This window comes from Chryseosolibacter histidinae, assembly GCF_018598225.1.
Taxonomy (GTDB): domain Bacteria; phylum Bacteroidota; class Bacteroidia; order Cytophagales; family Cyclobacteriaceae; genus Chryseosolibacter; species Chryseosolibacter histidini.
This window is the reverse complement of record NZ_JAHESF010000003.1, coordinates 255,627-280,199: the sequence shown is the minus strand read 5'-3', so window position 1 is coordinate 280,199 and position 24,573 is coordinate 255,627. Positions and strand designations below refer to the sequence as shown.

Genomic DNA, 24,573 nt, shown 5'->3' with positions numbered 1-24,573 from the left:
AAGACATGCTTATAAATACTGCAACAACAAAATTGAAATATATACTGATCCTCACACTGATCACGCTTGTATCGTGCGACGAGTTCCTCGATGTGAAGCCGAAGGATTCATTGTCTACGAGCGACGATGTGATTGTGGATAAGGCATCGGCGGAAGCGGCTTTGCGCGGCGTTTACAGTGCGCTGGGCGCCGGTGACTACTACGGCACCTCGTTCCAGTCGATCGCGTACCTCTCGGGTGACAACATCGCCTGGACGGGTTCACAATCGCAGGTACAGGAGTTCATCAACAAAAAAGTGAACGCAGACAACGCTACTGTCAGCGCTGCATGGAATGGCATCTACAGGGCGATCAACCGCGCCAACAATGTCATTGCCGCCGTACCGCTCATCCAGGATCCGTTGCTCACCACGGCTTTGCGTGACCAGATCCTGGGGGAAGCTTATTTCGTGAGGGCGCTCGCGTACTTCGACCTGGCCAGAACCTGGGGTGGTGTACCGCTCATTACCAAACCTACGCTGGTGCCGGGAGAGAATGAAGACATTGGCAGGAGCACCGTGGAAGAAACCTATGCACAGGTATTGAGCGACCTGGAATCAGCGGAGCCATTGCTTCCGGAAACCACCGATCGCTACAGGGCTACACGCAAAACGGTGTGGGCGCTGAAATCGCGGTTCTACCTTTATCAACAGAACTGGAGCAAGGCTGAAGAGTTTGCTTCGAAGCTGATCAGCGACACACGCTACAAGCTGCTGAAACCTTACGGTACTTTTTTCCAGAGCAATGCAAGAGGAACGGAGGAGTCGGTGTTTGAGATCTTCTACAACGGTACTACGGAAACGAATGGTCACCGCAACCAGTGGCAGCCTCAGACCAACGGAGGAACCCGTCAATGGGCACCTAACACGGCCTTTCTTGCACTGATCAACGATCCGGCTGTGGGTGGAAACAGGAGTGTGCTGGTGGCACGCGATAACCAGAACCGCTGGTATGGTAACCTCTACTACCGCACGCCTGCGTCAGATCCGTCTTACATCATCCGCATCGCCGAGCTTTACCTGATCCGCGCGGAAGCAAGAGCGCAGCTGGATAAACCTGTGGACGCGCTCAGTGACCTGAACGCCGTTCGTGACAGGGCTGGTATCGCGCTCAGCGTTGCTTCAACCAAAAACGATCTTCTGCTGGCCATTGAAAATGAACGCAGACTTGAGTTCGCCCTGGAAGCGCATCGCTGGTTCGACCTGGTGAGAACAGACCGTGCGGATGATGTGCTGGGCGTGACTGAAAAATTCCGCTACCTGCTGCCCATACCTGCAGACCAGATCCTGGTAGACGAGACGCTGGCGCTGGATCAGAATATCGGCTACCGATAAAACAAGACTTAAACTTTTGCCTATGACACTGATAGAAACTCCTGTTGCCCCCGCTGAACGCAAAACGGTATCGTCCCAGGTGAATGGAACGGTAAAGCGCGAGCAGCAGCCTGATCTCCGGCCCGCCGAGTGGAAGGGTTATGAGAAGGTGCTGTTCCGGTTCTTCTTCGTGTATTTCCTGGTGCAGGCCGTGCCGCTGGACTGGAAGTACTATCGCGATATCTTTTCGCTCGATTGGTCATCGCTGCACTTCAGCAACTTTTTTTACCTGGCCCGCTATACGCCGCGGTTCTTCTCTGAAGTTCCGGAGCTTGCCGACTGGTTCGTGGTGGCAGTGATCGCATTGATCGGCACCATTACCTGGGGCATTGTAGATTCGAAAAGCAAGGAGTACAATAATTTGTATTACTGGCTCCGGGTGGTGCTTCGTTACAGGCTAGCCGTGGCGTTGCTCGCGTACGGGTTCATCAAGTTCTTCCCGCTGCAGATGCCCTATCCATCTATCAGCAACCTGAACACGAACTACGGCGACATCGAGGCGTGGAAACTGTTTTCGATGAGCACCGGTATTGTTCCAGGATATGAATCTTTCCTCGGGTTGGTGGAGCTGCTGGCGGCGTTGCTGTTGCTCTACCGCAAGACGGCATCCATCGGCGCTTTCATTGTGTTGCCCTACACGGGTAACGTGGTGATGTCTAACCTGGCGTATGAAGGTGGTGAATATGTATATGCGCTCGTGCTGGTGACCTTTGCGTTGTTCCTGGTGGCGTTCGATGCGGCGCGACTCATTACCCTCACTTCCCTGGAGAAACCCACAGCGCCCAACCGGTTCAATCCCGTGCTGAAAGAAGGCTGGCAGAAGAATGGAAGACTGATCCTGAAGAGCGCCTTTGTGCTGGTGTTTGTTGTCTTTTATGGATACAAGACTTATGCGGGATCTCGCAATGATGTTTATCATTATCCTCAAACGCCGGGGCTTGCCGACGCGAGCGGGATCTACAATGTAAAAGAGTTCAGGATCAACAACAACGTGCTGCCGTACTCCCCAACGGACGCTGTGCGGTGGAAAGACGTTGTGTTCGAGAAGTGGGCCACGCTGAGCATTCGCGCCAACAGGCCGGTGACACTCACGGCGGCACTCACCGAAGAGATCTTCCTGGACGACGAGAAAAGAACGTACGAGCTGTCGGGCTCCGCCGGAAGGCACTACTACAGCTACGAGATCGACGCAGCTAACAAAACACTTACGCTTCAGAACAGGAATAAGAATTACGTTTCAGACCGCCTTGTGCTGCACTATGACAGACCGGATGCCAATACCATTATCCTGTCAGGCATCGATCAGCATAAAGACACTTTGTATGTGGTGCTGGAGCGGATCGATAAAAAATACCTGCTGGAAGAAGCCGCGAAGGGTGGAAGACGCAGGGGCCTCAAATTATAACCTTGAAAAATAAGCAACATTATGGCCAATGATCAAACTTCCGGCAATGCCAGGCCGGTACAAGATGAGAATACTCCGGTGGCATTGAAACCATGGACGGAATGGCAAAAGATAGCATTCAGGATCGCCTTCATCTTCTTCATCAGCATCTGCATCCCGAACAGTGCCGAATGGTACAAACAGGTTGCCGGCATCGACTGGACAAACCTTCATTACCGCGACCTTTATGACATTGCACGTTTCGGCTCCGGTCTGAATATTTTTGGCAACACCATTTTCGGTAATCCGCTCGCCGGTTACGCTAACTGGATCATTACGTTGCTGGTGGCGATTGCCGGAGGACTTCTCTGGACCGTCATCGACAAACGCAGAAAACCGGAGCCGCAGGATTACAACCTTCTCTACTACTGGCTGCGGGCCATTGTGCGCTACAGGGCTGCGATAGGCATCATCGGTTTTGGTTTCACCAAACTTCTCCCGGTGCAAATGCCGTATCCTTCTATCGGTTTGCTGAATACTGACTTCGGCGATTTTACAGCGCAGAAGATCTACTGGCTCTCCATCGGCATTGTGCCATGGTACCAGGTGTTTGCCGGTGTGGTCGAGATCGGAGCGGGCACGTTGTTGTTCTTTAGAAGAACGACGTTGCTGGGCGCGGTGCTGCTGTTTGGTGCGTTGGGTGATATTGTCTACGTCAATTTTGCTTACGATGGTGGCGTGCATGTGTACAGCTCTTACTTTGTGCTGCTCTCGACGTTCCTCATTGTGCATTATGTGCCGCAGCTGTACCGCCTGCTGATCCTCGAAAAACCGGCGCGGCAGCTCAGCTACTATCCTGTATTTTCAACACCGTGGCAGTTTACGCGCATCGGTGTGAAAACGGCTACCATCGGTGTGTTCCTCGTGCTGTTGTTCTACCTGCAATATGTGAACTTCCTCTATGATCCGTACAAGCAGCCTGCCACAAAAGGTATTTCGAAGCTTCGCGGATATTATAATGTTACAACGTTCAGGCTGAACGGCAAAGAGATTCCGTATTCACCTGTGGATACCGTGCGCTGGCAGGAGGCAACTTTTGAAAAGTGGACCTCGCTCACGTACAAGGTGAACCGCCCCACACCGCTGGACCTCTCGAACGGTGGGGGTGATCCGCAGCGTGATATCAACAGAACTTTCGAGCTCACAGGCACTGCCGGCGGAAGAAGGGTATTCCATTACCTCGCAGACACGGTGGACAACGTGCTGTACCTGCAGGACAAGTATAAAGCCATTCCTGACCGGAGAAACGTTGTGGCTGGAGCGGGAGGTGACGGCAGTGGCAACGGAGCGCCGCCGGAACAACGCATCGATACCGAGCCTAAAAAGAAAGGTGGTATTTATGACGATCAATGGATCAGCAAAACGGCCTGGGAACATATTGGCGATGAAGTGGAGAAGATCGATCCCCGTGCCGCATCAACGCGCAGGGATCGTGAGTTTGCCAGCGCAGGTAAAAAATTCGACAAGCGGAAACGCATGGTGCTGAAGTTTACCACCACCGATGGCTCACGGGTGGTGCTCGAAGGACTGGACGAAAACCAGGATTCGTTGTATGTGGTGCTCGACAGGGCAGAACGCAAGTATGCATTGTCTGAAAGCACGCTCGTTGCCGGAAAGTATGAATGACCAGTTACCTCACTGCGCGTTGGTGTGCAGTGAGGTTTTTTCCACCATAGTGAAATGCGAAACCGATACACCGACCAACCTGATAAAACCCCTTTATACATTATTCTGCTGGTAGTTCTTTGCGCTTGTAAGGGGCAACCTGATTTTAATAATGAAAATATCTCTCTGAAGGACACGGCAAGCTGGCCACAGAGCTTCGGCTTTGGACGCCTGGCTTCGTCGCATGACATTGATACGCTGGATATAGACATTCGTCCCGATGGCAAAGGATTGCCGTACGGATCAGGTACTGTTTCGCAGGGCAAAGCGATCTACGCCGCCAAGTGTGCCTTGTGTCACGGCAAAACAGGTACCGAAGGACCTTTTAATCCGCTCGTAACAAAGACAGACACTGCATCATCCTCGAAGGAACCTGGAAAGGAGAAGACCATCGGCAACTACTGGCCTTATGCCACCACGCTGTACGATTACATCAACCGCGCCATGCCCTTCAACACACCGGGCTCACTCACGCCGGATGAAGTGTACAGTCTCACCGCTTTTTTGCTTCACGCCAACAATATCGTCGACTCATCCGCAGTGATGAACGCACAAACCCTGCCGCAGGTGAACATGCCTGCCCGCGCTCTTTTTGTTCCCGACGACAGATCAGGAGGTACTGAGATCAAATGAATCAAAATCAGAAAATAAAAAGAAGAACATGGCTGGGAGGCGCTGCCACGGCGGCGGTGGTGCTTGTGCAGACCAGCTTCGGCAAAGTGATGCAGCGGGCCGTTACGGAAAAAGAAACCGCCACCTCTGATCCTACAAAAAAGCTGGGACCCCTTCCGGGTGAAGTAGGTACACGTTCACCGTTTGAGAAACTACAAAAGAAACCCAGCGACACATCATCGCGCACACCGTTACAGGACCTTTACGGTACGTTGACGCCTTCCGATCTTCATTACGAAAGGCATCACGGTGGTGTGCCTGCCATCGACCCTGAGAAATATGAGCTGCTGATCCATGGCATGGTGAAGAAGCCGATGGTTTTTAAGCTCCGTGATTTGAAACAATTCCCTTCTGTGTCAAGGATCATGTTCCTCGAGTGTTCGGGTAATTACAGGGGAAACAAGGAAGAGCTCAGTCCCCAGGAGATCTGCGGGTTGACGAGCCAGAGTGAATGGACAGGGGTGATGCTCTCAACGCTCTTTCGCGAAGTTGGCGTTGACCCCAGGGCAACCTGGTTCCTCGCAGAAGGCTCTGATGCTGCCGTGATGACAAGAAGTATTCCTCTGCAAAAAGGTTGGGAAGACACCATGCTCGCCTATGCGCAGAACGGGGAGGCCATCCGTCCGGAGCAGGGTTACCCGGCGCGATTGGTGTTGCCGGGCTGGGAGGGCAACACGTGTGTGAAGTGGATCCGGAGAATTGAAATTTCAGATCAGCCCTTCATGACGCGGGAAGAAACCTCAAAATATACCGAGGCCATTGGCGGTGGAAAGATCAGGCAGTTCAGCTTTGTGATGGATGCGCGCTCCATCATCACGTATCCCGCCTATCCCAACCCTGTTGAGAAGGGCTGGATCGAGCTCAGGGGCATTGCATGGAGCGGTCGCGGCAGGATCGTTCGTGTAGAGATCAGCACCAACGATGGAAGATCGTGGAGTGCTGCCGAGCTTCAGGGGCCGGTGCTGGACAAAGCGCACACAGGCTTCCGGTATTTGTGGCACTGGAACGGAGACGAGACCGCCATCATGAGCAGGGCTGTGGATGAGACGGGTTATGTGCAGCCGACGTTGAAACAACTTTCCGATGCGCGCGGCGGAAATACAGGAGGGTACCATTTTAACCCGGTGACGGCCTGGATAATAAAACGCGATGGCCGGGTATTATTTAGGCCGGAAGCAAAAAAGTAAGTTATTTTTACAGGAACACTTTTGATCAATGGCTCAGCTGGAACGACGAGATTACGATGCTGTGGTGGTGGGGTCGGGACCCAACGGGCTTGCCGCGGCCATTGTGCTGCAGCAGGCTGGTTGCTCCGTTTTGCTGCTGGAGAGCAAGAACACCATTGGCGGTGGACTGCGTTCCAAAGCGCTGACATTGCCGGGATACATCCACGACGTTTGTTCAGCGATCCATCCCATGGCGGCAGGTTCGCCTTTTTTCTCCAGCCTTCCCTTGAAGAAGCATGGTCTTGAGTTCATCTATCCACCAATCGCTGCCGCGCACCCGTTCGACAATGGTACGGCAGCAGTGCTCGGTGAGTCGCTCGAAGCCACCGCAGCATTGTTGGGCGCAGACGAAAAAAAATATCTTGACCTGATCGCCCCCATCATCCAGGATTGGCCATTCATCGTGAACAACCTCCTGGGGCCCCTGCGTTTCCCCGCGCATCCCTTCGCACTGGCGAGCTTTGGATTGAAGGCACTGTTGTCTGCGGAGACCGTCGCGAAACGTTTCACCACTGAAAAAGCAAAAGGTTTGTGGGCGGGTATGGCGGCACATTCCATCATGCCGTTGAGCAATCTCTCCACGGCGGCCATCGGTTTTGTGCTCATGGCGGTGGGTCATCTGCGCGGCTGGCCTCTTCCGAAAGGAGGCTCACAGCAGATCGCCGATGCGCTGGCATCTTACTTTGTTTCCATGGGCGGAAAGATCGAAACAAATTTTCACGTGCATTCGCTCAGTCAGCTCCCGTCGAGCCATGCTGTGCTCTTCGATACAACACCCAAACAATTGCTGCAGATCGCCGGTCATAAATTCTCTTCTGTTTACAAGTGGCAGCTGAACCGCTTCCGCTATGGCATGGGAGTCTTCAAAGTAGACTGGGCGCTGGATGCACCGGTACCTTTCAAAGCTGCAGAATGCCGCACGGCGGGTACCGTTCACCTCGGCAATACCTTTAACGAGATCGCTACGTCGGAGAAAACAACCTGGAGCGGTAAACACGCGGAACGACCTTTTGTACTCATGGCACAGCAAAGTTTGTTCGATCCGTCGCGGGCACCGGAGGGTAAACATACTGCATGGGCCTACTGCCATGTGCCGTCGGGTTCCACAACAGACATGACCGACGTGATAGAGAGGCAGGTAGAGCGGTTTGCACCGGGATTCCGTGAGCGCATCCTGGCGAAGCACGTGATGAACAGTGCGCAGCTGGAAGAATACAATCCCAACTACATTGGCGGAGACATTACCGGAGGCGTCAATGACCTCGGTCAGCTTTTCACGCGGCCTGCCCTGAGATCTTCACCTTACCGCACTTCAGCGAAAGGAATTTATCTCTGCTCTTCATCAACGCCGCCCGGTGGAGGTGTGCACGGCATGTGTGGATACCACGCCGCGGTGAGGGCCCTGAAAGATATTTTTCACAAGTCGCCGTCCGTACCATTATAATTCGATAATTCTTTAAAAAAATTTACATTTAGCACATGAGCACGAACACAGCAGTAGCAACTGAAAAATCAAAACTGATCCTCACAGAAGATTGGGCCGTAGTGGTACTGGGCTTCCTGATCATTTTTCTTTTTATCGCGGGTGTCATTTTTCCGGCGCCTGCGTATTCATGGAGCACAGGTGCTGATCTGGCTGAAAAGATCTTTTCATTGGGCAACCTCGCGCGCATAGCCACGCAATTCGCTGTGGTGTTTGTGTTCTCTATACTGGGAGCGGTCGCAACGGGCAAGCCTGTGAAAGCAACCATCACTGTGTTTCCGCTATTGTATGTGATCAGCGTGGTGGCGCTCATCCTCGCCGGCAACAGCGAGGTGAAGTATCTCAACCTGGAGGCTGTGATCTTCAGTCTTTCCATCGGGCTGCTCATCGGCAACCTGATCATCCTTCCGAAATGGTTTCGCGACGTACTTTCTGCAGAGATGTTTGTGAAGATCGGCTTAGTGCTGTTGGGCACAGGTGTGATCTTTGGCGATATTCTGAAAGCCGGCTCTCTGGGATTGATCCAGGCGCTGGCCGTGGTGCTGTCGGTCTGGTACTTTGCTTTCTGGATCTGCCGCAAGCTGAAGCTCGATGACGAATTGAGCATGATGATCTCCAGCGCTGTTTCCATTTGTGGTGTTTCCGCAGCGATCGCCACGGCAGGCGCTATCAAGGGAGACTCCAAAAAATTGTCGTATGTGATCTCGCTGGTGCTGGTCACCGCCATCCCCATGATGATCTTTATGCCTTACATCGCCCAGTATATCGGACTTTCGCAGGAGGTGACGGGCGCATGGCTCGGAGGCACCATCGATACAACGGGCGCGGTAGTAGCTGCCGGAACTTTGGTGGGCGACACGGCGCTCAAGATCAGCACCATTGTAAAATTCTCACAGAACGTGTTGCTGGGACTCGCTGCCTTTGCCATCAGTGTTTACTGGACCTACACACGCAAGGCTCCGGAAAGTGCTGCTGCTGTTGGCAAGCCCAGCCTCGGGTTGCTCTGGGAGCGCTTCCCCAAATTTGTGCTCGGTTTTATCGCAGCTTCTTTGCTGTTCTCCTTTATATTAAGTCCGGAGATCATAGCGCCTGCCAAAGACGGGCTCAAGAGCATTCAGACCCTCTGGTTTGTGCTGGCCTTTACGAGCATCGGGCTGGAAACCCGCTTTTCCGACCTCTTCAACGCCTCTAACAAAAAGCCGTTGTATGCTTTTCTCGGCGCGCAGCTTTTTAATATCCTGATCACGTTGCTCATTGCCTACCTGCTGTTCAACTAGGCGAATTCTTTAGTTTGTTCAACGATGAAAAGACATTAATGGAGTTAAATAGCAATAGGGGTCGATGAGTGGGTATTTGTGGAAATTATTACATGGTGCAATAATGGCCTGGCCCGCTCGTTAGTAAAGCGGCTTGCAACCATTCTGTTACCCACAATAACTGGCTGAAATCCAATATCAGCCGGTTGTCCGTTTGATTTGGCCTTTTGTGGATCAGCCCATGGCCAACACTGTTACCTAAGAAATGCAGGCCCGGTGCAATTATCTTCTATGAAAATCACTTTTGCCCGCCAAAACATACTTTTTTAATGCTACTCCTTTTTAAGTAATCAGGATTTTCGGTGCTCCGCTATTGCGCATCCGATTTCATTGCAAATCCTGGCGGGAATCCTCAAAACGACAGTATTCATACCGTGGGCGGCTTTTTTGAATTTATGGCTTTCACTTGTACACACCCGCATGATGCCTCCGGATTGCGTGACAATTGAAGTCTGTAATGATTTATTTGCTGCAAAAAAACCTTAACGTGCCAACCTATACCCCCGCCAATAAGCTGCGACCCGGCTTGTTAACGGTGTGCCTCCTGGTAACTTTTGTGCCCGCCCTCATGGCGCAGCAGAAGTTGCGCATCTCTGGCTCACTGAACGGCTCGGCTATTGGTTACACTGCCTCCGGTATCGAATCACGACGCGACCCGCTCTACTGGATGCTCTCCGGCAACCTCACGTTAAGCTACTGGCAGATCTCGGCACCTTTTTCATTCACGCTCAGTCAACAGGACCAGACCTTCCGTTATCCCCAACCGTTCAATCAATTCGGCATCAGCCCTACTTATAAATATGTGACCCTGCATGCCGGTTACAGAAGTATGAACTTTTCGGAGTTCACACTGGCGGGAACCATTTTCATGGGACTCGGTGTGGAGGTAGCACCACCCAACGCGATGGTGAAAGTAAGCGCTATGTACGGACGTTTTGCCAAAGCGCGCCTGGTGGGTGGGTTGAACGATCTGGAATTCGGCATCCCATCGTATGAACGGTGGGGCTATGGTACCAAGGTGACCATCGGCAAAAATGGCCAGGAGGTTGACCTGATCCTTTTCAGGGGCCGCGACGATCCTGCCTCCATTCCCGATACAGTAGCATCAGCGTTGGACATCGCACCCGCCGAGAATTTCGTGTGGGGTGTCAATGTCAGGAGAACACTGGCGAAACGCATCACCATCAACACAGAGTACGCCCTCAGCGCGTACACCAAAGACACCCGCGATCCGGAAGCACGCCTGACTTCTTTCAGGTATGCCAACTACCTCGGAAACCTGTATACACCTACACAATCGTCGCAGTTCAACGGCGCGTTTCAGGCACAGCTCGGCTACCGCGCAGACCGGTACCAGCTCAATGCGAAATACCGGAGACTCGGCCCGGAGTACAAGACCATGGGCTCACCGTTTATGAACAACGACTTCGATGACCTCACAGGAGGAATTGCCACGGCCTTCTTCGAAGGCAAGTTCAACGTGGCCGTGAACGCCGGGCTGCAGCGCAACAACCTGAACCATACGGAAGAGACCCGCGTGGAAAGGTTCATCGGCTCTGTGACCACTTCTTACATGATCAGCGAGAAGTTCAACCTCAACGCGTCATACAGCAACTTTAACAGCACCACCAAGCTTGACCGCTTCTACCAGCAATCGCAGATCGACGAGATCGATTCGCTGCTGTTCCTGCAGGTGACAAACAATGTGACCGCTGGCGTGAATTACAATTTCGGGCAGGGTGATATTGCTCGAACGCTTGCTTTCACGTCCAGCTACCAGGTGGCTTCCGGCAACCAGGGCAACAAGTCGGTTTTTTATAATGCCAACGTCGCCTATCAATCCAACAACACACCCAGGGATCTTACTTTCAATGTGAACCTCAACGCCAACTCCAACCAGGTGGCGGCGATCAATAATTTTTCGGTAGGGCCGACCGTGTCTGCGTCGAAGCTTTTTTTCACACGAAAGCTGCGATCGACATTTTCGTCAAGCTACATCAGGTCTTATCAGACAGCCGTGCTGTTGAGTGATAATACCACGGCCAGGCTGGGGTGCTCGTACAGCACCAGGACCCGGCACACTTTCGGGGTCGATCTTTCTTACCTGAACCGGTTAAACCACCAGGGCGATATGCCGTCATTTTCCGAGTTCAGGGGAGGAGTGACCTATAACTACTCATTTTCAAATTGATTATGAAGGGAAAAGTTTACGTACCGTTCAGTTCATTCCTGTTGCTGCTGGCATTCAGTCTCGTCAGCTTCTGTGCTACGGCGCAACAGCGTTTCCCTGTAACGGCCAATACCACGCTTACACCTCCCTATTCTGTTTACTTCAGCGATTACCTTGCACCCGGCTCGACTCTGCTCCGTTACAATTTCGTTTTCAACGATTTCAGGGAAGCCAGCTGGCGTGTACGCCTCAGGTTGCGCATCGAAAGCATCGACCTCAAGCTGGAGACACGTGCTGATTTTATGCCGGCGGAACCCATTGTGGTGACACCCGGTGTTTCTGTTTCATTGTCGGCCGCAGACATGGCCCAGTATCTCGACCTGAAGAACATGGTAGTGCTGGGGTCCGGTGCTCCGCTGTTCCTACAAAACGGAAGATTCCCCGAAGGGAACTACACTTTCTGCATCGAGGTGCTGGACTATCCTACGGGTGTGCTCTTGTCTAATACTGCCTGTGCCTCTGCGTGGATCAGGCTCAACGATCCTCCGCGGGTGATCAGTCCTATGTGCCGGTCACTCGTCGATCCGTTCATACCACTCAATATTCCTTTTCAGTGGCAGCTGATCAATTCCATGTCGCCCAACGCCACGGCAGGCATCGAATACAAGCTGGTGGTGTATGAGCTCACGGACCCGCGCGCCGATCCTTTTACGGCGATCATGAACAGCAAGGTGCTTCCCATATTCGAGTCGCAGGGGCTGACGCAAACTTCTTTTCTTTATTCGCCATCAGCCCCGGCGTTAGACCGTGGCAAGACCTACGTCTACCAGATCCGTGCCCGCGATATCGGGGGACGTGACCTCTTCAAGAACAACGGATTAAGCGAGGTGTGCTGGTTCCACTACGGTTACCCGGAGAATGCCAACACAACACTCACCTCGCCTCAAAACGATAAAGCATATAAAAAAAATGAGCTTCCATCTTTCCGGTGGTCGGCGCCTGATCTCCGGTTGCTGAACCAGCCCTTTGTTTACGAGCTGCGCGTTGTTCAGCTGAACGATGGCCAGAGCAAGGAGGAAGCCATGAGTACAAATCCCACCTGGCACATGGAAACTACCCAGCAGACTCTTTCTGTGCAGGGTATGCAGGTGGTGATCAGGAAACCGCTCAAGCCCGGTGCGGAATATGCGTGGCAGGTGACCACGTACAGCGGTAGGCAGACCGTGGCGAAGAGTGAAGTACGCAAGTTCAAAGGCCCACCGCTTATCGACAGCTTTTACGCCGGCAAACACCTTGTGAACGTGGTGCAGGCCGACTCGAAAGACTCCCTCAACTTTTCAGGCGTGGCGAAGGTCAGGGTAGGATTATCCGACAGCCTTGAAGTGCCTTTCCGCAGCCTGAAGTTACGACGTGTTGCCAGCTATTGGGTGCTGACAGAGGGCGCGCTCACCCGTGAGCTCCCCAATCCGGCACCCCTTACGCTGCAACCGAAGAACACCGTGAACGGCACAGCGAAATTTTATCCGCGCGCGGTCAGGTTAAGCACAACGCAGCTCGAGCTTGAAGGTGAAGTGCAGTGGGCGTTACCCCATCCGGTGAAGACCGGCGAAGTTGCCTACGTAAAAACGGAACGCTGCTGGCTCAACTATGATAAATTCAAATTGCTCGGTGCCGCCAAGCTGAGCAACGAAAACAGGTTCGATCTGCTGGAACCGTACGATTTTTCGATCCAGCTCAGCCCCGCATCAGATTTTCTCATCAGCAACGATATCTTCGATCTTCGTTTTGAAGGCGACCTGCAGCTGCCGCAAAAAGTGAAAGGCAAACAACGCGGGCAGATCAAGGTGCCCTTCCCGAGGATCAACCAGCTCTTTTATTTCGAGAACCTGCCGGTGATCATGGAGAACGATGTGGCACTGGTGGAGAACACACGGATCTATCTTCACCCTACTACTGTTACCATCGATCTTTCGGAACAGGCCTCCCCCGGAAACCAGCAGGGCAATGCCTTCTGGAAAGGGGTTTACCTGCATGCGTATGAGCTCCACTACAACAGTTTTACAGACCGCTATTCGCAGCTGAAATTCAAGAACGATATCAAACACGTCTTTGAAGGAGATGTTGCCGCCGCCACAAATGCGTGGATCGATGCACAGGGCACCAACCTGAAGCTTGTGAAAGATTTCAGCAGCGATGGGCTCGAGTTCAATTCATTCAACGGCATCGCCGGACGCCTGACGCTCACCATCGAAAAGAACAGTGTTTCCAACAGCACGTTCACGGGCGGCATCCTGGTGCCGGTGTTCAGCTCCACAGACCATTTCGACTTCACAGTGCCGGTCACCGACCAGGGTTTTCGCCCGGGATACCTGAATGAGATCGACGGCAGGGAGTTCAGCTTCAACAAAGGAGCTGGCGAGCAGGAAGTAAACCTGACCGTACGGCGCGGTGTATTTGTGGATCAGCGGCTCATCGACATGGTGATAGACCTCGAGTGGCCCTCGCTGGGCATTACAACGCTTGGCGTAACAGGTTTTAAGGCCTGGGGCGATTACCGCATCGGCTTCGATAAGCCCAATGGTGTGAAAGCCCTCGATCGCCAGCTGCAAGGCTCCCTCAGTGGTTACGAGATCACCGCAGATGCCATCGCCGCAGGAAGCAACTCCGGACTTTACTCGTTTGTGATCTGTGCCAAAGCGCTGATCGGCGACGATGTGACCGGCGATGAAGGACCGCCCTCCATCAACGTGTACACCATCATGCCCAACGCGCTGCTGCCCAAGACGGGTGAAGTGTCGTCAGGGTTTCAGTATCCGTCCAACACAAACCCGCAAACCGTTCTCGAGCAGATCCAGTCGCAATATGCCGGTGTAGGCCAGAACGCTTCTGACAAGCTCAAGGAACAGGAGCAGGCCATCAAAGGTAAAGCGAATGAAACACTTTCGAAGCTGACGTCAAAGGTGCCCACAACCACATCGCTGGAACAGGCAACGAGCAACGTCACCACTACTGCAGGTACACCGGCGGACCCTACGGCATCTCCGGCAAGTGGCGGTCTGCTGGCCAAGCTCAACCCCCGGCAGCGTGAGCTTGTCAGGGAGATCATTGAAACGGTGGTGACTGAGCTGACCAGTCCGCTGACCGACTCGATCAGCGCTGTCGCGGATTCTTTGAATGCCCGCATCGAACGCGAGATCGAAGCCATTATCGTGATCGCCCATGAGCAGGTTGAAGAAAAAGTGGCGTCGCTGGTGAACGCCGTGGCACAGGAGGTGATCAATGTCACGAGGAACGACAGGATCGATGTTTCGCCCCAGATCACAGCGCTGGCCGATGTGGTGACACAATCGGTGACCAACGAGGTGATCGCTTCGCTGGAGGCTTCCATCAACAGGAACATTGGTCTGCCCATCACCACGCTCATCAAGGATCAGATCGCCGGAAGGATCAACACCTTTATCCGCGAGGCGTCGGTGAAGATCGTGATCGACGCCCTCGAAGGAAGGACACAGCTCGACCAGGTGCCTCAAACACTGCTGCAGGGCATCGATACGGTACTGCGCAATGTTTCCAATGCCATCTTCGAGCAGATCAATTTTTCGAACATCTCGTCGATGGTGTACAATACGGCCAACGATGCGGTTCGCGGCATCAGCACGGACAGGATCTTCAACGAGATCAGGGCAGGCGCCACGGCGGTACTTACCAGTGCCGTTAACGAGCAGGTAAACCAGCTGGTGTCACAGGCCACGAACGACCTCATCGGCGATGCAGTGGGCATCCAGATCCCGGTAGATTTTACTACGCTTGTATCCAAGATAGCGGACGGCGACATCAAGGATATTTTTAAGCTCGATCCCGTGGCGGTGAAGCTGCGCACCAAAGTGCTCGACCTCAATGGCCTCACCTACTATACCGCCGACGAGCCTACCTATGGCGATGTTTGGCTCGGCAGCATCGATATCAGGGTGAAGGTGCCCAAGCCTTTCGACCTCAACGCCATCTATATCAACGGTAAAAAAGACGGCTTCACGTACTGGTTTGCGCAGATCACGCCTTCTGACGGAACATCGGTGAAACTTGGCGATGTGATCCCGAAGAGGGCGAAGCCGCTGACCTCGCCCATTAACATGGGTCCTGCGGATATTGTGGGCGTTGCGGGCAGGGTGTATCACCACATGCGTGACGAGAAGGGCAAACCCATTGTGCCCGACGCCAACAACAAATATGGCGCGTACATGAACCTGGTGTTCTTCGACAAGTCTAACGGTGGCAAAACCATGCGCCTCGATGTTGCCGGCGAGATCAATACCGCTGTGAACGGCGACTATGTGATCACCTTCGAAGGTGACCTGCAGCTGATGAGCACGGCACCGAAAGTATCTGAAGTAGATAAGAACGCCGCTGTTCAGGGGATCTTCAGGTTCAGCTACAACTCTGCCGAGAAACACTTTCTCGGCTATGGCCGCGTGGAGGTTAAGAAGCCCGGCCAGCTCTGCGCTTCCGGTTCCATCCTGGTTGATACGAAACCTGGCAAATGGAAAGTGGAGATCGGCTCGCGCGAAGACCGCATCACATTCATCCCCACCTGTTACGGATGGTCGCCTACAGGATGGTTCGGCATCTCTGAAAGCGAGGCGGAGCTTGGACTGGGCATCCAGTATTCGCTCTACGCCAAGTCGCCTACGTTCAATTTTATCATTGTCAAAGCCAACGTGGCTGTGGATGCAGGCGTGGCTTTCGGTATCCAGGCTGCCGTGCGGTATAAGCCTGACTTCGCTTTGTTGCGCGCCGGTGTGTGGGCCGACCTGTGGGCGGATATCGTGATCAACTACAAAAAATTCGGTCCCTTCTCCGACTGGAAAAGCTTCAGCCTGGTGTCAATTTTTGCGCGGGGTAACCTCATGATCATCTTCGAGCCGAGTCCTTCCATGCTGAAGGGCGATGTGAAGGGTTACGTGCGATTGTTAAGTATTGTATCGATCAATTTTGCCGCGGAATTCGAGAAACCACTTTAGGTGAACGTTCATGAATAAAAGAATCATCATTCTGCTCATCGGTATCTCCGCCTTCAGTCAGGGCGTTGCGGAGGCGTTGACCGCGCCCCGGTACGAGACCGTGGCGGCAGACTCCGTGCCCGACAAGAACACGGTGCGCAAGCTGCTGCACTGGGTAAGCATCTTTACCATGTTCTCCGGCGTGGACCTTTCCGACAAGGTTGACCTGAAACAATATGCGGACGCGGCAGACCTGGCTGCGTCGTTCATCACCAACCCGGAGCTGAGCGTGAAGCTCTCCGAGTTCAGGACCGCCACGTTTGTGAATGTTTATCCCAAAGGCCTTGTGTACAGCAACGAGTGGCTGTTCAAAAAGCTGAATGATGTTTCTCACGCGCAGTACAGCGTGATGAATGCGCCGTACGTGATCACGGAGGTGCTGTTCACACCTGTGAACAATAACACAGCCTACATGGTGACGATCGTTTTCAAGGGAAGTCCCGAGATCACGCAAAGCCTGTCGGACGCCAACAAAGCGGCGAGTGACGTGCTGCATGGCCTGCAGTTCAGCAACCCGCGTGAAGGAAAGGCAAAGATCAACACGGCGATCTTCGCAGGCCTCGACAAGCTTCAGCAGACCTTTGGCAGTACCTATGCACCCGACATTGCCGTGAAGTACGACGAGGAGCTGTATCTGAATAATCAAACCCTGGAGGCGTGGCAAAGGGCGAACGAGCCGATCATGTTAAGCGCGGTTGACAGGAATGGTATACTCCTCACAGGCGTTACGTGGACCAATGCTACCGGTAACAGTGACGGAACAGCACAGTTCCCGGTTACGGCTACAGGCATAACCAGGGTAACGGTGAAGCGGGGCAGCACCCAGATCAATGTGAATGTAAAAGTTAAAGAGTTCACGCTCGACTGGAAAGACATCCTGAGGCAGGTGCTGCAGGAAGTGATCAATCAATTACTGACGGAAGGAGAGCGCGCCATCACCGAAGCTATTGAAAAGAGGCAGGCGGCAAGGTTGCAGGCCATCCAGGATTATCAGCGCCTCAAAGCATTGCTGGAGCAACAGTATGCCTCGTCAAGCCTTCCCACAGAGACAAGCTTTACAAGAGAAGCACGGCCACAGGCGCCGGCAGATGCACTGACCATTGCCCCGCCCGACGACGAGCGTTACAGAACATCGATATTGAGCTTCGCCAATTTTAAACAGTTGCTTGTGAATGAAGAGCTCAAGGAGATCCGAAAGCTGGCGTTGATGCTGTTGCTGAACCCCGATAATTTCGACAAGCTGATAAAACTGGTTGAAGCAGACCTTGCGCAGGTTGCAGCACAATTGATCGTAGACCTGGCCAGGGGAGCAGGCCGCGATGAGCTGAAGACCTTTGCCACCCAATATGTCAACCAGAAGCTCGATCAGGTGATTGTGCAGCAGTTGGGCAGTGAGATGGGGCAGTTGTATACACTGATAGACCGGGGTGCCACGCGGGCTGAGATCAGGGAATGGCTTTCGGCAAAAGCAAGTGAAAAAATAGTGAACGCGCTTAATTGATGGTTATGAAAATTAATCTCTTCATGATAAGAAATCTCTTGCTGGTAATGCTGGTAGGATTCTGCATGAATAGTTTCGCAGACCGCCCGAAAGACGATGACCAGTGGAAGCTTGTGCAAAAGCTCCTCGATGAGCGGATCCGGCAAAACACGTTGCTCATAGAACAGGGAAGGCAGGATGAAGCCAACTATGTTATCGATATGCACAAACTGCTGTTGGGCGATTCGAAACGATTTATCCCGGCAACAATGGAGAGCTCCCTTCAGCGCGAGCTGGGCGACGTGTTTTTAGGTGGCAATAAAACAGATCTTACCGGACGCATACAACCCTATCTGATCATCCTGCTGCCGGCGTTCGAGGCAGCGGAGTACCTTGAGCGCGGCGATGAGTTGCAACCGTTAAAGGTGGATTCAGCATCCTACACGCTCGGCCTGAGAAACACCCATCAGCGTTCACTGATAGCCACCCTGGTGATCACCGGTTATATCACATCTACCGCTAACCCCCAGGGTATTTATGTACCCATCGCAGGTTCGACTTATGCCCTGAACCAAAAGCTTGGTTTCGATATGTACAACAGGTTCGCTTCCGTTCCCCCGAGGCCACGACAGCAAACAACAGAAGCGTTCATCGGCGAGGTCACCGAAAGGTTTATCACCATACTCGAAGGGCCAGCGACTCCTCCACCCTCTCCGTTTGAGATCACTTGTGATGTTACGATCGAACAATTGACAAGACAAACACAGACCATACGTGAAAGCGAATACGAATCTGCGCTGACCGGTTTTAAGAACCTGCTGCAGGACGCCTCGAAGAAAGTGAATGGATGTGAATACATGTTCGCCGATCGGGACCTCGCTTTTGTCAAGGACGATGTTTTCTCCGGTCAGGTTATTCCTGATAAGCTTGTAACCCTGGCCAAGTACAGCGGCTTCAAGATGTATGTGGTGTACAAAGAAGTGAATTTTGCCATGTCCAGCGCAGACTGGGCTACGTTTGCGCAAAGCGTATATGAAGGTTCTTCTCTTCTTAACGGGAGTAATAGCATTCTTTTGATCGTGCCTTATCTGATGCTGGATATAGGATGCTCGCACACGAACCGGTGGCTGGGAGAAAGGGAGAATGATAGAACGGCAATAATCCAACCGGTGATCTACAGTGCAGATGCAACCGTTAAAAATGCCATGAACCTTGCGTTTGCAACGGCAGCCGAATGGAATGCCAAATTTTTGAACGCGTTCGCGAAGATACCCAAGGACCATGTCATCTATTCGTATTATTTCCGGGCCGACGGAAAAGTACTGAGTGTTACATCGACAAAGCACAACCAGACGGATAATGAATCGATTGTCGAGCTGAACTTCTGGTACGATAAGGAGGCCATGGAATATTTGGCCCACACGGTCTATAATCCCCATAATGCATCGGATTATGCCACCAATAACCCGCTCCTGGCGTCGAGGTCTGTAAGCACATGGGATAACTTTAAACAGGAGATTGCTTCAAGATTGAAGAATCCCAATCCGCAGATGCATCCGCATAACCTGAAAGAGCAATACATTGAAATGTACCATCAGGCATATGCTTTTAATTATCTTAAAAGAACTTATCCAAGATACTTCTCCGAGGGCATCAGTGCGCAGGAGCCGCTTCCTGACGATGCCCTGATCGAGGTGCCGCAGGATCTTGTACTGGTCGCTATCGATGCAGCCAGCCTCATTCTTTCTCCCTGGGGGCTTGATGCAGCGGCGGAGGTTGTTGGTTTCATGTACTGCACCTTTCAGGGCGACTATGTCAACGCTGCCCTATACGGAACATCATTGGCTCTTGTTGCTGTTACACCTGCCATTGTCAGAGGGTTTATCAGGGGTGCTGACTTTGCGATCACAGCTGAAAAAAAGATCGCGGTTGAGCTTGTTGAGGGGGCAGCACAAACTGCTGCAAGAACCATGCGTGACGGCTACGACGCGGCAGCCAAGCTGTTGATCCTTTCACCCAACGATATCGATAATGTGGTAGACGCCATGCCTCCGCTCGATGTGCCTTCTGTAGACATCAGAACCATACGCATCAACGGCGTTGACTACGACATAGCCACAACAGGAAAGTTCTTCATGGATGGCAATGTGATGAAATGTTATATCGATGGGGGATATTGTTTTGCTGCCGGCACCCCCGTTTTACTTGCCGATGGATCCAGGGCAAACATCGAGCACATCACGAAAGGGCAGAAGATCCTGTCGTACGATCACCACGCCGGAGCGTCATGTGAAAATAAAGTTGTGAGCGTGGTCAAAAGAACTGCCAGGAGGATCTCGCGGTTGTTGCTCGCCGGCGCTGCCTTGTTCGTCACACCGGAGCACCCGCTGTTTGCGAACAACGAATATACCCAGGCTCAACACCTGCATCCGGGCGATAGCATTCTAACGGCTGAAGGCAACTATAAGAAAGTTGAGGCGATTGTTACATACGATAGCGCCGTAACAGTTTACAACCTCGAAGTTGAAAATGCGCACAATTATTTTGCCGGCGAACGTGCGCTGCTCGTGCACAATTCCTGCGGTTGGCTCACCATCAAGAATGCTGTTCAGGAAAGCAGCTTCAGAATATTCCATAATAAAGTTATCAGTGCAGCGCTTACGGCTCCCGAACGTAAGGCCTTTTATGACTTCCTGGCTGCCATGCCAGATCAAACCCTGTTCAACAGGATTGTTGGTAATGAAATTTCTCCTGGCGCATGGGCTGCCCTGCATCGGGCGGGAAGGGATCTCCTGAAGGCCGACCCGGAAATCCTTGCCAAGGTCACAAAGGTCCTGGAGCACGGTAACCTGGCAAGGTACATACCTATTCAAACGGGAACACGCAACATCACTACCAGGATAGAGCTGCTCGAGCAGATCGCCAGGTTGCAGGACGAGGCAGGAACGCTCAGCAAGGCCCGGATGTCGCCCTTGGCAGATCTCATGGACAACCTGGAGCACTTTCTTATCACACATGCAAGTAAGCCAGGGGCTGTGGATTTTATGAGGGAGCTGACAGAAAGCGCCCGGAAGATGGTGGGCGGGTCTTTTATCCTGGATGTATTGAAGAACAATCCTGATAAGATCGGAACCGTCATCCGTTTTGAGGCCACAGTGACTACACAGGTTGACGACATCGGTGATGTTGTAGTAGACATCGTTTCAACCAAAGGTAACATCACGAACATATTCAATGAATTTAAGAATTGGGGCAGTATGTCACCCAATTATCATGAATCATTCGTCAGGCAATTTTCGGCCTACCTCATAAGCAAAGACGTGGGAGGTTTTTACTATTTCTTTAAGAAAGATGCACAGGGTTTTAATTCCCTTGGTGACCTGAGATCGGCTGTGGCTACCGCAATGGAAAGTCATAAAAGTATACTTGATGACCTGCCTCCGGAAAAATTACGGCTGTTTGGTGAGATAGAAAATCAGACATTAAAGAATAGCAACATTGATCATTTTCTCAATAATAATTTTGCGAAAATTTTTGACCTTGTTGAATGATGAAAGTTGATTTGATACATAGGATCGAGGGTGTACGCAATTTTGCGCTCAACGGCGAGGATATCTTTTTTTCAGTTTCCAACAGGCTGGCATACTGGAACAACGGCGTTATAAAGGAGCTTAAGACGTATACCGACAGCCGGCGAATTGATGTTTTTAACGCCGGGCCTTATGTGATCGCAGAGGCGCTTGCTTCTTTAGATGTGTGGAACCGGGATGACCTTACACTAGCCAGCACACTGCCACCCGCTTATCAGAGCTTTTATGCCGGTGGCAACACCGTTCTGCGGTATTATAGAAAACAAAATGACACACCGGCCATGTTTGCAGCTGTTGACCTGCCCTCAGCTCAAAACCGGTGGGTGGTGGAAATAGCTTTCATGCCACAACTGAATGGTTGTGTGAACCCCGATTTCTTTGCCTTTGCCGATGCCAATGACCAGGGTCAGGTTTTTGTATTTGATACTGTATCAGGCCGGACTCTTCAGCAGCTTAATCTCAATCGACTGTTGACAGGCTTGTATGCGCAGGATGAGGGATCGTTTGAGGTATTCGGCAAGCCCGCCTGTTACGGAAATACGCTGATCATGCTGCTGCAAAAATTTGCGAGCAGCTGTCGCTATATCATCGCTGTTGATGTTAGAACCGGTGTGTTGAAGTGGCATCATCGGGGTTGGAATAATTTTGCGATCCATGGTGACAAAATCTTCAACCTTGAATATGACGGATGGTGCAGAAGGGTGGATGGCAATACGGGAGTGGTAGAAGAAGAGATCAATCTTAAAAAAGAATTTAACAGGAGTAAGGCTGAGACAGAGGGAGCGTTTACGGTCACCGATAAACATATCTTTTTCAAATACGCCCCGAAAAATACATTCGGAATAATGGACCTGAACACCAGGAAAATAGTGGCAGCTTCATCCTTGCCAGCACAAAAAACCATCATGGATATTAACGAGCCGCCCTTTGTTTCGGCCGGCAGGTTATACCTGCGCAGTGCGATGGCGGATAATTTATTTGTTTACAAGTTAAATGGCGAGTAGATCATGGTGCGCATTTTAAATACGATAATGTCTTCGGTCAGATTGTGTGTGCAGATCGTGATATTACTGATCTCAGGTTTAGCTTTTGCCCAATCCCCCACCGCGAAAGTTCTCGTTCACAATGCCCGTGGCAATTCCGCTGCACGCGCCATAGTGGAAGTGAAGTGGTACAGCCAGCGCTTTGTCTATCCGAAAGGTGTGAACCTGTATCGCAGAGAGAGCGGTGAGAGCACCTGGACGAAGCTCAACAAAACGCCCATTTTGCCCCAGCGTACCGTGCCCGCACCGTTGCTGCAGCGCGATGGCGACCTCGATACCTTTCTGGATATGGCACGCAACATCAACTCGATGGAGAACAACGGATTCATGTTGCTGAACCTCTTCGCCAAAAGTTTTCAGAGCGGCGATTTTTCTAAGCTTGCCGGTATTCAATTCGATGATGTCACGGCACAATGGAGCAAAACATACGAGTATCGTGTAACACTGGTGAACAATAACGGTGAAAGCGAGCTTGCCTTGTCGAATCCCGTGACCGTGGGCAACTACCGGCCAGTGGCTGCCGTGGCTGACTTTACCGTGAAGCTGGAAAAAGCCACCGCTAAAATGACCTGGCGCGAAGAGCAGGAGCGATTCTATGGCATCAACGTTTACCGGAGCGCCCTGCCCGACAGCGGCACCTGGAAAAAGATCAATAAGACCCCTGTAGTGCTCACCGAGACCGAGGGTGCGCCTGATTCGGATGTGATGTACCAGGATGCGGACCTTCAGCAAGGCATGACCTATTATTATCGCATTGCCGGACTCGACTTCTTCGGCGGCGAGACGCAGTTGTCTCAAAAAGTGGAGATCACCATCGGTGACATCACACCACCACCACCTCCGCTGAACCTCGAGAAAAAAGTGAACGTGCAGGAAGCCACCATCAGCTGGGATACACAACCCGTGGAAGACCTCGCCGGCTTTCACCTCTACAGGAGCGCAAAAAGCGACGGACCTTTCGAAAAGATCACAACGCAGCTGGTGGCCAAATCGGATACATCTTATACAGACCTTGTTCCACAGCCGGGCTTTTATTATTACGAAGTGGCGGCTGCTGACGAAGCGGGCAACGAGCGCCATTCAAATCCCATCATGGTTGAAGTGCAGGACGTGATCCCGCCACAGGCCCCGGCGCAACTTACCATTGAAGCCGATACCGGCAGGTTTGTGTTGCGCTGGGCAAAGAACAAGGAGGCAGATATCAAAGGGTATTACGTATACCGCACCATTGCCGAAAACAAGAACAATAGTTTTCTGCTGGTCAACGCAGAGCCCCTGACCGATACAATGTACGTGCAGGTGCTGGCGAAGAATGCATCCAACAAATTTATGTTCAGGGTTGCAGCCCTGGATACTTCGTACAACAAAAGCGAGCCTTCAGAAATTGTTTCGGCGCGGTTGCCCGATGTTACACCACCCATAAAACCGCTGATCAAAAACATAGTGCTGCGCAATGATACGATAGTGGTGATGTGGCTGGACAATCCTGAACCTGATCTGCGAGGCTTCAATGTATACCGGTCGCGTGAAGGAAGTGATGCCAGGATGAGGGTAAACGGCGATAGCCTTGTGCGGGCTTCTGCATCTCAATATGGTGATACCGTAAAAGCCGCGGGTGTTTATGCTTACCAGATCGAAGCCGTGGATGAAAGTGGTAATGCTTCTGAGCTGTCGGATCCCTTTCCATTCACGAAGAAGGAAACTTTCAACTTCGCGTTTGGAGAGATCGAAGCAAAATACCACAAGCGGAAAAAAGCCGTGATGCTGGAATGGTCTCAGCCACGCAAACCTTCGGGTTATATGGTGCTGCGCCGCTCGCAGGATGAGCCTGCCTGGAAGCCGGTAACGGGAATGATCGCCGATGCAGGCTTCGAAGACAAAACCGTCAGTGAAAAAACAGAATACTATTACCAGGTGCGCGCTTATTCCAACAGCGGTGAAGTGGTGGCATCCACGCCGGTGATGGTGCGCACAGGTAAATAACAAAATTATAGTCGAACATCTGAATTCTGAAA

General features: G+C 52.2%; 13 protein-coding genes. All 13 read left to right on the top strand.

The features are described from left to right. The first annotated feature begins 5 nt into the window (after window positions 1-5). The 13 genes from KK083_RS04615 (at window position 6) to KK083_RS04555 (ending at window position 24,541) form a co-directional block, all read left to right on the top strand. The gene (locus KK083_RS04615) at window positions 6-1,373 is read left to right on the top strand and encodes a RagB/SusD family nutrient uptake outer membrane protein (protein WP_254161163.1); all 1,368 of its coding nucleotides are present in this window, start codon (window positions 6-8) and stop codon (window positions 1,371-1,373) included. A 22-nt stretch (window positions 1,374-1,395) separates the two neighbouring features. Then, on the top strand, window positions 1,396-2,817 hold the full coding sequence (locus KK083_RS04610; protein WP_254161161.1) for a DoxX family protein: 1,422 nt from the start codon (window positions 1,396-1,398) through the stop codon (window positions 2,815-2,817). 21 nt (window positions 2,818-2,838) lie between these two features. Next, entirely contained in the window at window positions 2,839-4,482 is a 1,644-nt protein-coding gene (locus KK083_RS04605) for an MFS transporter (protein WP_254161159.1), read from the top strand. Window positions 4,483-4,536: 54 nt separating this feature from the next. Further along, window positions 4,537-5,154: a c-type cytochrome gene (locus KK083_RS04600; RefSeq protein ID WP_254161157.1), complete on the top strand. Its 618-nt coding sequence runs from the start codon at window positions 4,537-4,539 to the stop codon at window positions 5,152-5,154. Next, window positions 5,151-6,380: a sulfite dehydrogenase gene (soxC, locus tag KK083_RS04595; RefSeq protein ID WP_254161155.1), complete on the top strand. Its 1,230-nt coding sequence runs from the start codon at window positions 5,151-5,153 to the stop codon at window positions 6,378-6,380. Before KK083_RS04600 ends, soxC begins: the two co-directional genes overlap by 4 nt. A gap of 28 nt (window positions 6,381-6,408) precedes the next feature. Continuing rightward, entirely contained in the window at window positions 6,409-7,863 is a 1,455-nt protein-coding gene (locus KK083_RS04590; RefSeq protein ID WP_254161153.1) for a phytoene desaturase family protein, read from the top strand. Window positions 7,864-7,898: 35 nt separating this feature from the next. Next, entirely contained in the window at window positions 7,899-9,179 is a 1,281-nt protein-coding gene (locus tag KK083_RS04585; protein ID WP_254161151.1) for a YeiH family protein, read from the top strand. 526 nt (window positions 9,180-9,705) lie between these two features. Beyond that, window positions 9,706-11,409: a hypothetical protein gene (locus KK083_RS04580; RefSeq protein WP_254161149.1), complete on the top strand. Its 1,704-nt coding sequence runs from the start codon at window positions 9,706-9,708 to the stop codon at window positions 11,407-11,409. A 2-nt stretch (window positions 11,410-11,411) separates the two neighbouring features. Beyond that, the gene (locus KK083_RS04575) at window positions 11,412-16,406 is read left to right on the top strand and encodes a cell envelope integrity protein TolA (protein ID WP_254161147.1); all 4,995 of its coding nucleotides are present in this window, start codon (window positions 11,412-11,414) and stop codon (window positions 16,404-16,406) included. 10 nt (window positions 16,407-16,416) lie between these two features. Next, the gene (locus tag KK083_RS04570) at window positions 16,417-17,946 is read left to right on the top strand and encodes a hypothetical protein (RefSeq protein WP_254161145.1); all 1,530 of its coding nucleotides are present in this window, start codon (window positions 16,417-16,419) and stop codon (window positions 17,944-17,946) included. 23 nt (window positions 17,947-17,969) lie between these two features. Continuing rightward, the gene (locus KK083_RS04565) at window positions 17,970-21,476 is read left to right on the top strand and encodes a Hint domain-containing protein (RefSeq protein ID WP_254161143.1); all 3,507 of its coding nucleotides are present in this window, start codon (window positions 17,970-17,972) and stop codon (window positions 21,474-21,476) included. Continuing rightward, the gene (locus tag KK083_RS04560) at window positions 21,473-22,519 is read left to right on the top strand and encodes a hypothetical protein (protein WP_254161141.1); all 1,047 of its coding nucleotides are present in this window, start codon (window positions 21,473-21,475) and stop codon (window positions 22,517-22,519) included. Before KK083_RS04565 ends, KK083_RS04560 begins: the two co-directional genes overlap by 4 nt. Window positions 22,520-22,546: 27 nt before the next feature. Then, entirely contained in the window at window positions 22,547-24,541 is a 1,995-nt protein-coding gene (locus tag KK083_RS04555) for a fibronectin type III domain-containing protein (RefSeq protein ID WP_254161139.1), read from the top strand. Window positions 24,542-24,573: the final 32 nt, after the last annotated feature.